The 13,918-nt window shown below is 61.1% G+C and carries 12 protein-coding genes; 4 read left to right on the top strand and 8 right to left on the bottom strand.

The features are described 5' to 3' along the window. Positions 1 to 29: 29 nt before the first annotated feature. On the top strand, positions 30 to 989 hold the full coding sequence (locus NKH91_RS01270; RefSeq protein WP_352884431.1) for a quinone oxidoreductase family protein: 960 nt from the start codon (positions 30 to 32) through the stop codon (positions 987 to 989). A 201-nt stretch (positions 990 to 1,190) separates the two neighbouring features. Beyond that, positions 1,191 to 1,790, top strand: a complete 600-nt coding sequence (locus tag NKH91_RS01275) for a helix-turn-helix domain-containing protein (protein ID WP_352565003.1) — start codon at positions 1,191 to 1,193, stop codon at positions 1,788 to 1,790. Between the two features lie 68 nt (positions 1,791 to 1,858). Here the strand turns inward: NKH91_RS01275 and NKH91_RS01280 are convergent, their stop codons facing one another. From NKH91_RS01280 to NKH91_RS01295, 4 genes are read right to left on the bottom strand one after another with little or no spacing between them, the layout of a single operon-like run. Further along, positions 1,859 to 2,710, bottom strand: a complete 852-nt coding sequence (locus tag NKH91_RS01280; RefSeq protein ID WP_352565002.1) for an ABC transporter permease — start codon at positions 2,708 to 2,710, stop codon at positions 1,859 to 1,861. Between the two features lie 8 nt (positions 2,711 to 2,718). Continuing rightward, on the bottom strand, positions 2,719 to 3,918 hold the full coding sequence (locus NKH91_RS01285; protein ID WP_352884429.1) for an ABC transporter permease: 1,200 nt from the start codon (positions 3,916 to 3,918) through the stop codon (positions 2,719 to 2,721). A gap of 28 nt (positions 3,919 to 3,946) precedes the next feature. Beyond that, on the bottom strand, positions 3,947 to 5,029 hold the full coding sequence (locus NKH91_RS01290) for an ABC transporter substrate-binding protein (protein ID WP_352565000.1): 1,083 nt from the start codon (positions 5,027 to 5,029) through the stop codon (positions 3,947 to 3,949). 39 nt (positions 5,030 to 5,068) lie between these two features. Next, a complete protein-coding gene (locus tag NKH91_RS01295) occupies positions 5,069 to 6,163 on the bottom strand; it encodes an ABC transporter ATP-binding protein (protein WP_352564999.1) in 1,095 nt (364 codons plus the stop codon). A gap of 237 nt (positions 6,164 to 6,400) precedes the next feature. On the opposite strand from NKH91_RS01295, the gene NKH91_RS01300 reads away from it, so the two are divergent. Further along, the gene (locus tag NKH91_RS01300; RefSeq protein ID WP_352950951.1) at positions 6,401 to 7,159 is read left to right on the top strand and encodes an aspartate/glutamate racemase family protein; all 759 of its coding nucleotides are present in this window, start codon (positions 6,401 to 6,403) and stop codon (positions 7,157 to 7,159) included. Between the two features lie 27 nt (positions 7,160 to 7,186). Beyond that, positions 7,187 to 7,990 (top strand): 4-hydroxy-tetrahydrodipicolinate reductase, encoded by an 804-nt coding sequence (gene dapB / locus NKH91_RS01305; protein WP_352564995.1) that lies wholly within the window; start codon positions 7,187 to 7,189, stop codon positions 7,988 to 7,990. A 212-nt stretch (positions 7,991 to 8,202) separates the two neighbouring features. Here dapB and NKH91_RS01310 read toward each other — a convergent pair whose 3' ends face one another. The 4 genes from NKH91_RS01310 to hglS are packed head-to-tail and all read right to left on the bottom strand — an operon-like array spanning position 8,203 to position 13,870. After that, positions 8,203 to 9,477, bottom strand: coding sequence for a pyridoxal phosphate-dependent aminotransferase (locus NKH91_RS01310; protein WP_352845650.1), 1,275 nt, complete (start codon positions 9,475 to 9,477; stop codon positions 8,203 to 8,205). A gap of 8 nt (positions 9,478 to 9,485) precedes the next feature. Continuing rightward, entirely contained in the window at positions 9,486 to 11,018 is a 1,533-nt protein-coding gene (gene amaB / locus NKH91_RS01315) for an L-piperidine-6-carboxylate dehydrogenase (RefSeq protein WP_352564991.1), read from the bottom strand. A 21-nt stretch (positions 11,019 to 11,039) separates the two neighbouring features. Beyond that, complete coding sequence (locus NKH91_RS01320) at positions 11,040 to 12,461, bottom strand: FAD-binding oxidoreductase (protein ID WP_352845648.1); 1,422 nt, start codon at positions 12,459 to 12,461, stop codon at positions 11,040 to 11,042. 8 nt (positions 12,462 to 12,469) lie between these two features. Further along, positions 12,470 to 13,870 (bottom strand): 2-oxoadipate dioxygenase/decarboxylase HglS, encoded by a 1,401-nt coding sequence (gene hglS, locus NKH91_RS01325; protein WP_352845646.1) that lies wholly within the window; start codon positions 13,868 to 13,870, stop codon positions 12,470 to 12,472. Between the last annotated feature and the right edge of the window lie 48 nt (positions 13,871 to 13,918).

Raw genomic sequence — 13,918 nt, forward strand, 5'->3', positions numbered from 1 at the left:
GACAATCTTCCAATCTGAGGAGTTCGATATTGCACGCTCTCGCCTTCGAGACTTTCGGCACGCCCGACGTGCTCAGCTACCGCGAACTGCCCGATCCGATTGTCGGGCCAAAAGACGTCCAGATCGCACTCTGCGCCGCGGGATTGAACTTCGCCGACATCTATCGCCGCCAAGGCAATTACGTTCTCCACGGCCCTCCCCCGTATATACTGGGGTACGAGGGGGCCGGCGAAGTCGTTGCGGTCGGCGATCAGGTCGAGGCCCTCCATGTCGGCGATCGCATCGCGTTCGCCGACGTGCCATTCGCGAATGCGACACGCGTCAACGTGCCCGAGGAGCACGCGATCCGGTTGCCGGACGCTATCACCTTCGAAACCGCGGCGGCGATGCTGTTGCAGGGATTGACCGCCCAGTATCTGGTGAATGAGACGGCGCCTGTCGCAAACGGGCAGACGGTACTGGTTCACGCCGCCGCCGGAGGCGTCGGCCTGGCCCTGACGCAACTCGCCAAGGCACGAGGCGCGACGGTTATTGCGCTGGCTTCCTCCGCGGAGAAGCGCTGCCTCGCGCTCGAATACGGCGCGGATCGCGCCTTCGGTCATGAGAACTGGCAACGGGACGTTCGAACACTCGCTCCAAGCGGTGTCGATGTCATCTTTGATTCCATTGGATCCACCCTATCCGATAGTCTCGCAATCGCCCGGACGCGGGGCGTTGTGGTGATCTATGGCATGGCAGGCGGCAATCCCAATCCGATTGACCCAAGACGACTGATGGAGCGCTCACTGACACTCAAGGGCGGCGATCTGTGGAATTACCTGACCTCTTCTGCTGAACGAGCCGAGCGGGCGGCCGGTCTGTTCCGCGCCATCGAAAGTGGTGCACTGCGTCTTCCTCCGATCCATCGCTTCCGGATGTCGGATGGGGCGGAGGCGCACCGTCTGCTGGAAGGACGAGGCGTGATCGGAAAGATCCTTTATTACATCTAGATCTCGTCACGCGCTCGCGGCGATGGTTCGCCGCCGGCTCGCCTTGTTGGGTATGAAACCTGAAGCACACGGGAAGAGTCTTTCAACCTTACTTATTGCTCCAGCCGCCGTCACGATTTCCTATAAAGGAATCTTCCATTAAGATGGATTCCCGTATGTCGACAGCAGAGCAGAAACGACATGACCTCCAAAAAGAGCGAATTGGACCGCATCACCGGATCGGCTACGCGTACCGCCGATCCGGCAGTCGGAGATCTCGGGGTGCGGGTGAAGGCGCTGCGGCTGGCCAAGCGATGGACCCTCGAGGAGGCTAGCGCGAGGACAGGGCTGTCGCGATCATCGATCTCCAAGATCGAACGGGAAGAAATGTCACCGACCTTCGATGCGCTGCAAAAATTGGCGCGCGGCTTTCAGATCAAGCTTGGCCAGCTCATCGGCGAAAGTAACGGCGGTGCTCCAACCGGCAGCCGCCATGTCATCCGACACAACGACGGCAAAATGCATGCCATGACGCATTACCTTTTGCGCCTTCTGACGGGCGAGCTTAAGAAGAGCAACCTCAACGTGATTGAACTCGAGTTCAAGGCCACCGACTTTTCCGAGTTCCCCGACTGGGAACGCCACGACACCGAGGACTTCATGTATGTGCTTGCCGGCCAGGTCGAATTTCACTCCGAGCTTTACGCACCCGTGATTCTCGGCGTAGGCGATTCCATCCAATACGACGCCCGCATGGGACATGCCTTTGTGCGGGCGGGAAACGAGGCGGCCAAGGCGCTGTGGATTTCATTGCCCGTCTGAGGCGTGTTAAGATTCATGCCGTTGTCTAAGGCGGGCCGCTTTTGAGCGACAAGCCTTGCACAACAATCCTATTCTTCGCGCGCGCGCAGGTTGCGGTCGCTCCAGTCGCGCAGCAGGTTGGTCGCAACAAGCACTAGGGTTGAAAAAACAATCAGAACCGTGGCCATCGCCAGGATCGCCGGGCTGATCTGTTCGCGCAGGCCCGACCACATCTCCCGCGGAATTGTATAGTGATCCGGGTTCGGAGCGATGAACAGGACGATGGCAATTTCGTCGAATGAAGCCAGGAACGCAAACAGCGCGCCGGACAGAACCCCGGGCAGGATGATTGGGAGCACAATTTTGAGGAAAGCCTGCAAGGGCGCCGCGCCAAGCGTCAATGCAGCCCTGTAGAGTGTGCGATCGAACGAGGCCAACGACGCTGTCACGGTGATCACCACGAAGGGCGTGCCGACCACGACGTGCGCCAAAATGATGCCGCCATAGGTATCGACCAGCCCGACCGACGAGTAGAAGAAATACGTGCCCGCGGCAGTGATGATCATTGGCACGACAAGCGGAGAGACGATGAGGGCAGTGAGCGCCGAGCGCGCTGGCATCCTCGGATCCGTCAGTCCGAATGCAGCGGCCGTTCCCAGGACCGTCGAGATCAGCGTTGCAGCAACGCCTATGCCGACGGAATTGACGATCGATCGCCCCCAGCGCGGACTGGAAAGGAGTTCCTCGTACCAGCGCAGGGAAAAGCCCTCCGGCCTCAGCGCCAGCATATCCGACGAGAAAGTGAGATAGGGTTGGGCGTTGAAGCTCAGCGGCACAACGACGAGTATCGGCAGTATCAGAAACAACAGAACCAGCCCACACGCGATGAAGAAAGCGGCCCTGCCTGGAACCCTGCCCCAATCGGTTCGCCGAGCGATCATGTTGGAACTCAATTCATGGCTAGTTTGCCCAAGCCAATCAAGCGATTGTAAAGGGCAAAGAGGATGGTGACGCCGACAAGGAGAAACAGCGACAGCGCCGCCGCCAACCCCCAGTTGAGCGAGGTCTGCATGTGATAGGCGATCAGGTTGGAAATCAGCGTGCCGCTCGCTCCGCCAACGAGAGCGGGCGTGATATAGTAGCCGGCAGTCAGGATGAAGACGAGCAATGAGCCAGCTGCCAATCCACTGTAAGTCAGCGGCAGATAGACCCGAAGGAATCCCTGCACCGGCGAGGCACCCAGCGTCGAGGCGGCCCGCAAGAGCGATGGCGGAATGGATTTCATTGTCGAATAAAGTGGAAGCACCATGTAGGGCAGCAGTACGTAAACCGCCACGATCACCGTTCCGAAAAGATTGAATATCAGGTCCGGGCGATGCGCCGGATCGACGAGCCCCAGATTGATGAGCGCGGAGTTCACGACGCCATTGGTTTGCAGCAGCACGATCCAGGCCGCACATCGGACCAGGATGGACGTCCAGAACGGCAGCAGCACCAGTATCATCAGCATGTTGCTGATGCGGGTCGCGGCACTGGCAAGCAGATATGCCAGGGGATAGGCGAGCAGCGCTGATATGGTGGTCACGAGGACCGCCAGCACAAGCGTGCGTTTGAACATTTCGAGATGGACGCGCTGGCTGGCGGGCACGGAAATCGCTTCGCCCTTGGCATCGAACTGATAGTCGGCCGCCGCCATGAGCTGGACCGCGTTGGGCACTGAACCAAGTCGCTCCAGAACGCTCCATGGTTCCAGCGTGCCCCATTTCGGGTTATCCGCGATCATCGCCTCCTTATAAGGTGGCGAAAAGAACGCGCTTCTCTTTGCCGTTTTGAGGAACAGACCGCGCAGGCCCGCGGCCTCGTAATTGAGGCGATTTGCGAGCGGCCCTGTCTTCCCATCCTTGTCCAACTCCTGGAGTTCGCGCGCCAAAACGTCGAAGACCGCCGCATCGGGGATCGCTTTGTGATCCCAGTCCGCGAGGGCCGCGATGGTCTTTGGAACGGCTCTGGCAACAAGCGGATCGTCGACGCTCAGCGTCACCAGCTTGAGAATTGGGAAGACGAACATCACAAGAAGAAAGAGAACCAGGGGAGCCACAAGCAGCACGGGTGGCAACGAGCGGCGCATGCGTTTCATGTTGATGTTCAAGTCCAGCCCCCGGGTCCCGATCTCTCCACTACTTGGCCAGCCAGGTCTGGAATCGCTCGTTGAGTTCGTCCTGATGATCGGCCCAGAATTCGAAGTCATCATTGAGCGCATTCACCAGGTGCCCCGCCGCCGTCGGCAGGTTAGGCGCCATTTCGATGCCGGTCGTCGCATGCTTCCCCACAAGCGCCATCGATGATTTGCGCAGCGGCCCGTATGATATCCAGGACGCCTGATCGGCAAGCGCTTTCGTCCCTGTCGCGAAGGCGACAAATTCCATCGCTTTTTCCTTGCGGGGTGTTCCCTTCACGACACCGAAGAGCTGCATGCTCAGGATCTGGCCATCCCAAACGATGGTGAACGGCCGCTTTTCTATTACCTGGGCGTCAAAGATGCGGCCGCTCGAGGCGGCAGTCATGACAACCTGGCCGTCGTTCAGCATCTGCGGAGCTTGCGCGTTGGCGTCCCACCACACAATGTCGTTCTTGATTGTCGAGAGCTTCGCGAAGGCGCGCTCCACGCCTTCTTCCGTACCCAGCACCTCATAGACCTTATTGGACGGCACACCGTCGGCCATCAGCGCCATTTCGAGCGTGGTTCTGGGACTCTTGCGAAACCCGCGCTTGCCCGGAAATTTCTTGACGTCGAAGAAATCCGCGACGCTGGCCGGTTTCTCGCCTGGGAATGCGTTGTCATTGAAAGCGTAGATGCTGCTCCAGATCACCGAGCCGACCGCGCATGGCTGCAAGCTGCCCGGCAGAAAATCCGCTTCGGCGCCGGTGCCGTCCGGTGCTGCCGGGAGTTTCGCGATGTCGACTTTCTCGAAAAGCCCCTCGTCGCACCCCCGCACGGCGTCCGGCAATTCGAGATCGACGACGTCCCAGCTTATATTGCCGGACTGGACCTGGGCCTTGATCTCGGCCAAGCCCCCGAGATAGTCCGCTGAAACGATCCGCATTCCGGTCAATTTCTCAAACGGCTTGTGATAGGCCTCGACCTGGCTTTTTGTGTAGGCTCCGCCCCAGGAGACGACCGTGAGCGAGTCCTGCGCGAAAGCGCCTGTCGCGGACCCGAAGGCCAGCACCACGGATGCGGCCAACTTCAATCTTTTCATTTTCTCATCCCCTTTGAGTTTAAAATTCAGGTTTGATTTTCAATCGGTCAAAGCGTGACAGTCCGCGGCCGACCAACTGATCCGTGCCTGCTTTCCCTTTTTCAAATTCCCCATGGAAGCGCAGTTCTGGACTTTCAGCTTGAGCGTGACGTCTCCAAATGAAGCCTCGAGCAGGAGTTGATCTCCCAGATAGACGACCTCGTTCACCGTCGCGATGTAGTTGTTGTTCCCGGCATCGCTCGGGCCGTTCACTTCTATCCGCTCGGGGCGGATGGAAATTTGCACATCCTGACCGACGCCGACGTGGCCGTAGTGCCGTGCCCTCAAGGTCTGGCCGCAGCTTGCAACGCGGCAGGTGTCGCCATCGACGGAAACCACCCTGGCGGCCAGAAGGTTGTTGGCGCCCACAAATCCGGCGACGAACCTGTTCGCTGGATGCTCGTAAATCTGCCTTGGCGGCGCTATTTGTTGAACCTTGCCTTGGCTCAGGACCGCGACACGGGTCGACATGGTCAGCGCCTCGTCCTGGTCGTGCGTGACATAGACCACTGACAGACCAAGCCGCTCATGCAGATGCTTGAGTTCGAACTGCATCTCCTCGCGCAAAGTCCGATCGAGCGCGCCCAGCGGTTCGTCCATCAGGATCAGTTCGGGCTCGAATATCAGTGCACGCGCGACCGCGACGCGTTGCTGCTGGCCTCCCGAAAGCTGACTCGGATTGCGCTGGGCGACACCATCGAGCCGGACCATCTGCAAGGCACGCTTGACGCGTTCGTCGATTTCGGCGCGCGGCAGTTTTCTGATCTTCAGCGGAAAGGCGAGATTTTCGCCGACCGAGAGATGAGGAAACAGAGCATAGTTTTGAAAAACCATGCCTATGTTGCGCCGATGCGGCGGCAAACGGCTGATCGGACGATCCTTGAGGAATATCTCGCCGCCGGTAGGCGTCTCGAAACCCGCGAGCATCATCAGGCACGTGGTTTTGCCGGATCCAGAGGGTCCAAGCAAGGTCAGGAACTCGCCCTCGAAGACAGACAGATCCACGCCGCGCACTACATCGAATTTGCCGTACGCCTTTCGGACGCCGACAAACTGCAGCAGTGGCTTGGATTGCTCGGTTTTCAGTGACGTCACCCTTTCGTACCTCTTGTCTCCTTTTCAATGAGTATTCTACTTTAATGGAATCTGTCAACTTTATTGGATTCAAATTTTTGCCGCCGCGGCAGGCCGCCGCCGGACGAACGGATGAAAACGGCGCTTCTCGACCGACTACCGAATTCTCGTAAAGTTGACAAATTCTATTATAGTAGATATCGCATTCGGATGATCAATCGTTGCGAATATGCGTGCAGCATAGGCTCAAAGGGAGAGATGCCAGTGAATCGAACCAGTCGAACTACACCCGCCACCCGCGCTGGCCAGCGGCCGCGGCCTGTTCACGGGGCGCGCATCGGCATCATGGTGCTCGACACTGAGTTCGAGCGCATTCCGGGCGACATCGGCAACGCCGCTTCTTTCGATTTTCCGGTCCAGTACAAGGTCGTCAGAGGCGCTAGCGCCGACAAGGTAATCGCCGGCGGCGGCGAAGGCCTGCTTGAGCCTTTCCTTGAGGCGGCGGATGAACTGGTCGCGTCCGGCGTGGATGCCATTGGCACGAGCTGTGGCTTCCTGTCGGTCTTTCAAAAGGAACTGGCGGCCCGCTGTCCGGTTCCGATCGCGACGTCGAGCATCATGCAGGTGCCGTTTGTGCAATCGATGCTGCCCGCCGGGAAGCGCGTCGGCATTGTGACCTATGATGCGCAGTCCCTGACCGACAGCCATTTCCTGGCAATCGGCGTGGATCCCGCCACCCCTAAGGCCGGGCTTCCTGAAAACTCGGAATTCCGCCGCGCGGTTGGCGGCGGCTGGAGACAGCTCAATGAAGCTGTGCTGCTTGAAGAAACGCTTGATGTGGGCAAAAAACTGCTCGGACAACACCCCGATGTCGGTGCGATCGTCATCGAGTGCGGAAACATGCCGCCCTATTCGGCGGAACTGGCGCGGCACCTCGGCGTGCCGGTCTATGATGTGGTGACGCTGGTGAACTGGCTCCATTCCGGTCTGCGCCCGCAGCGCTTCCCCCGGTACTGATCGTGTGCACACGTTGAGGAACCTTCAATGGCATTGAGGATCGTGCTGGCCGGAGCCAGCGGCTGGGTTGGCCAGGAACTCGCTCTGGAGATATCCAGACATCCGGACTTCGCGCTGGTTGCCGCCGTGGCGCGCCGGGACTCCGGGCGCAAGCTCAACGAAGTGGTTGCCGGATTCGATGGCGATCTGTTCATCGTTGGGACGCTCGAAGAAGCCCTGGCCACACCCTCGGAGGTGCTGATCGACTACACCAGGCCGGAAGTCGTCAAGAAGCATACACTCGCGGCACTGGCAGCGGGTCATCACGTCGTGATTGGAACCTCGGGCCTGAACACCGATGACTACGCGGAAATCGATTCAGCCGCGCAATCCGCCCGACGTGGTGTCGTGGCCGCGGGCAATTTCTCGGTTACAGCGACGCTCCTGCGCCGCTTCGCTCTCGAAGCCGCTCGATTTCTGCCCGAGGTGGAGGTGGTCGAGTGGGGATCGGCGGGCAAGCACGACGTACCTTCAGGCACCGGGATGGAACTTGCCGATCATCTTGCACAAGTCCGAACCGGCGCGGCGCTCTTGGGACGACCCGAATATACCGGGCGACCCGAAGCGAGGGGCGCAGCGATCGGCAGGCAAGCGCCGGTACAGGTTCATTCCGTGCGTCTGCCTTCCTATACGTCGTCGACGGAAGTGATGTTTGGCGCTGATGGCGAACGGCTTTCCATCCGGCAGGATGCGGGCAGTTCCGCAATGCCCTATGTGGCGGGCACCTTGCTTGCCGCGCAGCGTGTTGTTTCCATCATAGGCCTTCGGCGTGGATTGGACTCGGTCATGTGACCGATCGCATTCGACCGGAGAAATCAGTGACGGTCGCGGCACTGCTGCGCTCGGTCAGCCGATAGTGCCGAAATCGCCGATCCGTTCTCGGAGCCCTGCGTCCATTTGCGGTCTCGAGCTTGCGGCTCCCCGACTCGACGCATTGTGTCGATCCGCCATCGAATGGAGCTACCGGGCGCGCCAGTGCACCAACCGCGTTCGATCGTTGGCTCTCAAAGAGGTGCTTCTGCTGGCGTTCGAAGCGTTGCACCTGATTGCAGCAGTTTTCCGCAGAAATCCTTGATCCTTCGCAAGGCTTCAATCAGGTCGGTTTCGGCTGTGGCGTATGAGATGCGGAAATAGGGAGACAGGCCGAACGCTGATCCTGGCACGACGGCGACGTGCGCGTCGCCGAGCAGGAAAGCGCAAAAATCCGCGTCGCTGCGGATGATCTTGCCGCCAGGCGTCGACCGGCCGATAAGCCCGGCACAGGACGCAAACGTGTAGAACGCCCCCTCGGGAACCCGGCAATCGATGCCGTCGATGGCATTGAGCGCTCCCACGACGACATCGCGGCGGCGTTTGAAACTATCTGTTCGATCCTTCAGTAGCACCTGCGGCCCCTTGAGCGCTTCCACCGCGGCTACCTGGCTGATCGACGATGGACAGGATGTCGACTGGCTCTGCACGACTGCCATCGCCTTGATCAAGTCGCGCGGCCCGCCTGCATAGCCAATGCGCCAGCCGGTCATGGCGTAAGCCTTGGACACGCCGTTGACGGTCAGCGTGCGGTCTTTCAGCCTCGGTTCGATCGCCGCCGGCGTGACGAAACGAAAGTCGCCATAGACAATGTGTTCATACATGTCGTCGACCATGAGCCAGACGTGCCGATGACCCAGAAGGACGTCGAGCAGTGGCCGATAGTGCTGCTCGCTGTAGGCAGCGCCCGATGGATTGGACGGCGAGTTCAGAAGCACCCAGCGGGTTTTGGGCGTGATCGCCTTCTCGAGTTGATCGGCAGTCAGGAGAAAGCCGGCGGCGGCATCGCATTCGATCAGAACCGGCTTGCCTTGCGCGATCGCGACGATGTCGGAATAGGTAGTCCAGTAAGGCGTCGGAATGATGACCTCGTCGCCGGGATTCAGCGTCGCCATCATTGCGTTGAAGAGGATCTGCTTGGCGCCAGCCGCGACAGTGATCTCGTCCAGATCGAAGGTGAGCGCGTTCTCGTGCTTGAATTTCTCGCGGATTGCCGACTTCAGCTCCGGCGTGCCGTCGAGCGCGGTGTATTTCGTATCGCCGCGCAGCATAGCTGCGGTCGCCGCCCGTTTGCCATGGTCGGGCGTATCGAAATCCGGCTCGCCGGCGCCGAGGATGATGATCGGCAGCCCTTCGCGTTTCATCGCCTGGGCGCGGGCTCCGATCTTCAGGATTTCCGAGACGCCTATCGAAGCGATGCGGGCTGCCGGCGCGAATTTTGCGTCGGCGGCGTTGCGGATATCGGTCATGGTGTTTCTCACTCGATGTCGAACGAGACGCCCTGGGCGAGCGGCAGCGCCTGATAGTTCACCGTGTTAGTGGCGCGCCGCATATAGGCCTTCCAAGCATCGGAGCCGCTCTCGCGGCCGCCGCCGGTCTCCTTTTCGCCGCCGAAGGCGCCGCCGATCTCCGCGCCCGAGGTGCCGATGTTGACATTGGCAATGCCGCAGTCAGACCCGTCGACGCCGAGGAAGCGCTCGGATTCCTGCAGGTCGCGTGTGAAGATCGACGACGACAGGCCGGCGCCGACCGCATTGTGCTCGTCGAGCACGGCGTCGAAGTCCGAATATTTCATCACATAGAGGATCGGCGCGAAGGTCTCTTCCGTCACCGGAGAAACCTGCTTCGGCATTTCGACCAATGCCGGGTGTACGTAATAGGCGTCGGGATGGCCGTTCTCGACCCGCGCTCCGCCGGTCAGCTTGCCGCCGTGAACGGTGGCTTCCTTCAGCGCCTTCTGCATCGCATCGAACGCCGCCTTGTCGATCAGCGGCCCGACCAGCGAGGATGTCTCCAGCGGGTTGCCGACGGAAACACTCTCATAGGCCTTCTTCAGCCGCGGCAGCAGCGCGTCATAGACGCTGTCATGCACAAACAGCCGCCGCAGCGTCGTGCAGCGCTGTCCCGCGGTGCCCATGGCGCCGAAGGCGATGGCGCGCAGCGCCATGTCGAGATCGGCGGTCGGGCAGACGATGCCGGCATTGTTGCCGCCGAGCTCCAGCACGGCGCGGGCAAAGCGCTTGGCCAGCCTTGGGCCGACATCCCGGCCCATGCGGGTCGAGCCGGTGGCCGAGACCAGTGCCACCTTCGGATGGTCGACCAGGATCTCACCGACGGCGCGGTCGCCGATCAGCACCGGCGCCAGGCCTGCCGGCGCGTCAGCGCCGAAGCGCTTGACCGCACGCGCAAAAATCGCTTCGCAGGCGAGCGCTGTCAGCGGTGTCTTCTCTGACGGCTTCCACACCACGGCATCGCCGCAGACCAGCGCCAGCGCTGCATTCCACGACCACACCGCGACCGGGAAGTTGAAGGCCGAGATGACGCCAACGACGCCGAGCGGATGCCACGTCTCCATCATGCGATGTCCCGGACGTTCGGTGGCGATGGTCAGGCCGTAGAGCTGACGCGAAAGGCCGACGGCGAAATCGCAGATGTCGATCATTTCCTGGACTTCGCCGAGACCTTCGGACGGGATCTTGCCGACCTCGATCGATACCAGCCGGCCAAGCTCGGCCTTGTGGGCGCGCAATTCCTCGCCGAGCAGCCGCACCAGTTCCCCGCGCCGGGGACCCGGCACCATCCGCCAGGCCTGGAATGCCGTGTGCGCGGCATCGATGGTCCTGGCAGCATCGGCCGGCGAGATTGTCTTCAGCGCTGCGATCTGCTCGCCCGTCACCGGGCTGCGCACGATGAGGTCGCCGCCCGTAAGCGCGCCCTTGGCAACACCCAGTTTCGCCAGAAGCTCAGTCGTTTCCTTCGCTATATCGATCGATTTGACTGCAACGTTCATCCGGCAAACTCCTGTTTTGACTTATCCGAAACACACCGAACCAAGGCGCCCTGGCGACGTCAGTTGCTTCAGGCCAGCGGCAAGGTCCTTGTGCTTTTTCTGCGTATAGAGATCGTAGTAGGCTTGGTTCTTGCGGCCGACGCCGTGCTCGGCGCTGAAGCTGCCGCCGAAACGATCGACCGCGATCGAATAGACCCAATCGCGCAATCGCCGTTCGAAGGCGATGTCGACTGGACCAGCCCGCGCCTCGTCGACGACCAGATTGAAATGCACGCCGCCGTCGCCGATATGGCCGAAGTCGAAGATTACGACATCGGCAAAATGGCTGGGCAGTTCGAGCTTCATCCAGTCGCAGAACGCCAGTACGTCGGTCCTGCGGAACGACAGATCGAAAGCGACCAGCCGGCCGGCACGCTTGACGCCTTCCGACAGGGCGTGACGCAGTGTCCACATCTCACGAGCGGGACCGACAAAGGCATTGGCGAGCGGCGCGCCCTCCGCTTCCCAGACTTCGGCCAGCACCGTTTCCAGGACGGCATCGAGCGGCTGCTCATCATCACGCGGAAGCCAACTGCGGGAAACTTCGGCCAGAATGACATAGTTGGGAACATCGCCATTCTGGAATGGATTGCGCAGCGACGGAACATGGGCAAGCGTTGCGGCGATCGCATTCCCCGACATGCCCTCGAAAGCCGACAGATACGATCCGAGGCGCTCTTCCATCGCCCGCAGCAGGGACATGACGGCAGTTCCGGTTCGCGGCACCAGATAGGCTGTCGAAACTTGCCTCGGCAGACGCTCCAGGTTGAGCACGCATTCGGTGACGATGCCGAACGCGCCGGCTGTTCCGATGAAAAGCTGCTTCCAGTCGACGCCAGTATTGTTCTTGCGCAGCCCCGACAGCAGGTCGACAACGGTGCCAGCCTCGTCCGCCAGGACGATCTTCACGCCCAGTGTATTGCGGCGGACGTCGCCATATTTCAGAAACCGCGAGCCGCCGGTGTTGGTTGCCAGCATGCCCCCCACCCGCGGATCGGCGCCGAGGTCGATCGGAAAGAAGAGGCTGCCGGACTCGAGCCGCCCGTTGATGTCCGACAGTCTGGTTCCAGCGTCGACGTGGATCGAGCGGTTGTCGATATCGAGATCGAAAATCGGCGTCATCCGGTCGAGGCTGAGCACGACCTGCGCTCCACTGGTATCCGGCGTCGAGCCCGAGACCAGGCCGGTGTTGCCGGACTGCGGGATGAGCGCGATATGCTCGCGAACGCAATAGGCGACGCAAGCGGATACCTCCGCCGTGCCGCGAGGGCGCAGCACCAATGCGGCGCTGCCCCGGTCATAGCGCGCGCCATTCTCATAGGCGGCCAGGCTGGCGGAATCCTGGACAAGCCCGTCCGCGCCGAGGATTTCGACCAAAGCTGTCTTGTGCCGCTCGTCGATCATGCCGATGTTTACTCCGCTGCCTGAACGCCGCGCAGAGCGCGTCGGCACTCGTCGATCGAAGCCTGCTCGATCGTCGCATAGTGTTCGAATTCATCGAGGACGCCGGCGCCGAGGGCAGCCTCGAAGCGCTTCTGGTTGGGACTGGCGACGAAATCCTGACCCGCTTCATCGCCCAGATTGGACTGGAAAATGCCGGCCGCGCTGACGGGCAGGAAATCCTCATAGACGATCGGGTCGAAACGGACAAAGCCATCCGCCACCAGCTGATCGACACCTTCTGCACGGACGCTGCCGACCCGACGCCCTCGCTCGGTAAGCGAATAGGTGAAATAGCCAAGGCCGGCAGTGCGGATGCCGTCCCACGTGTCGGGAAACGACTGGAATGTCCGCGACAACGCCTCGACATAGTCAGCGGCATTTGACCCGTCGGCAGCCGGCCTGATCATTTTGCGCGTGGCGTCCAGCAGGTTGTCGTAGAGCGCCCTGCCCTCGGGAGTCAGCGCCACGCCGCGCTGCTCGATCTCGCCGAAACGCGCCGTGTGCGAGCCAGCCGTCCAGCCGCCGCTGCCCGACTTGAATGAGACCGGTTCGTCCAGTGCCTTGAACGATGTCTGCCTGAGCAGGATCGGGCACTGGCGAGTGGGTGGACCCTCGACGATCGCCTTGGGCTCGATGCCGCGCGACGGCATGCCCGTCTGCACTGCGTCGATGTCGAGCGTGCGCGGCGTCAGGTGGTTGATATGCGGTCCCTTGAAGGAGACCACGTCGGCGACCAGCCGATGCTGCTGGTGCAGCCTGTGGTACATCTCGATGCTGACGCAGGCCTGATCGTGCCAGCGGAAGGTCTTGAGAATTTCGGCGACAAACCGATCCGCATCGGCTAGATCCAGCCCGCCCCGCGTCTCGGCCCTTTCGGTGAGTTCGACGGCGCGGTCCGTGAAAATCCGACGAGCGGCAAGAATGGCCTCCGCCTCGACCCGCAGAGCCTCGTCGCCGATCAGGTCGACCCTGAGCAACGAGGTGAAGACGCGAAAAGGATTGCGGCTGAGCGCTTCGGCACCAACCGGACGAAACGCCGTCGCATGGACAGGCACCCCGGCCGTGCTGAGGTCATAGTAACCGACCGGATGCATGCCCATCACCGCGAACACGCGCCGCATCGTCGAGAGTTCGGCCGGCGTTCCCAAGCGGATCGCGCCGTGCCGCTCTTGCGAGATGCGGTCGAGCGAATCCGTCGCCTCGAGCCGCTGGCGCAGCATTGGCGTGCCATCCAGCACTTCGGCATTCACCTCGGCGACCAGTTCCATCAGCGTGCCGTAGGCGGGAACCTCGGCCCGGTACATGGCTGACATCGCCGCAGAAAAAGCAGAACGAATGTCATCGGATGCAACGAAAGCAGCGTTTTGCACGGCGCGGTCTCGCTTTTGAGAAAATATGAGATCATTCTCGAAAAGAGT

Origin of the sequence: Mesorhizobium sp. M0894 (assembly GCF_040319725.1) — a bacterium.
GTDB lineage: Bacteria > Pseudomonadota > Alphaproteobacteria > Rhizobiales > Rhizobiaceae > Mesorhizobium.

Bases quoted from the DNA above. Each gene is read 5' to 3' on its own strand.
- amaB (WP_352564991.1), bottom strand. From the start codon at position 11,018: ATGAACGTTGCAGTCAAATCGATCGATATAGCGAAGGAAACGACTGAG.
- NKH91_RS01320 (WP_352845648.1), bottom strand. From the start codon at position 12,461: ATGATCGACGAGCGGCACAAGACAGCTTTGGTCGAAATCCTCGGCGCG.
- dapB (WP_352564995.1), top strand. From the start codon at position 7,187: ATGGCATTGAGGATCGTGCTGGCCGGAGCCAGCGGCTGGGTTGGCCAG.
- NKH91_RS01310 (WP_352845650.1), bottom strand. From the start codon at position 9,477: ATGACCGATATCCGCAACGCCGCCGACGCAAAATTCGCGCCGGCAGCC.
- NKH91_RS01300 (WP_352950951.1), top strand. From the start codon at position 6,401: ATGCCAGTGAATCGAACCAGTCGAACTACACCCGCCACCCGCGCTGGC.
- NKH91_RS01280 (WP_352565002.1), bottom strand. From the start codon at position 2,710: ATGATCGCTCGGCGAACCGATTGGGGCAGGGTTCCAGGCAGGGCCGCT.
- NKH91_RS01290 (WP_352565000.1), bottom strand. From the start codon at position 5,029: ATGAAAAGATTGAAGTTGGCCGCATCCGTGGTGCTGGCCTTCGGGTCC.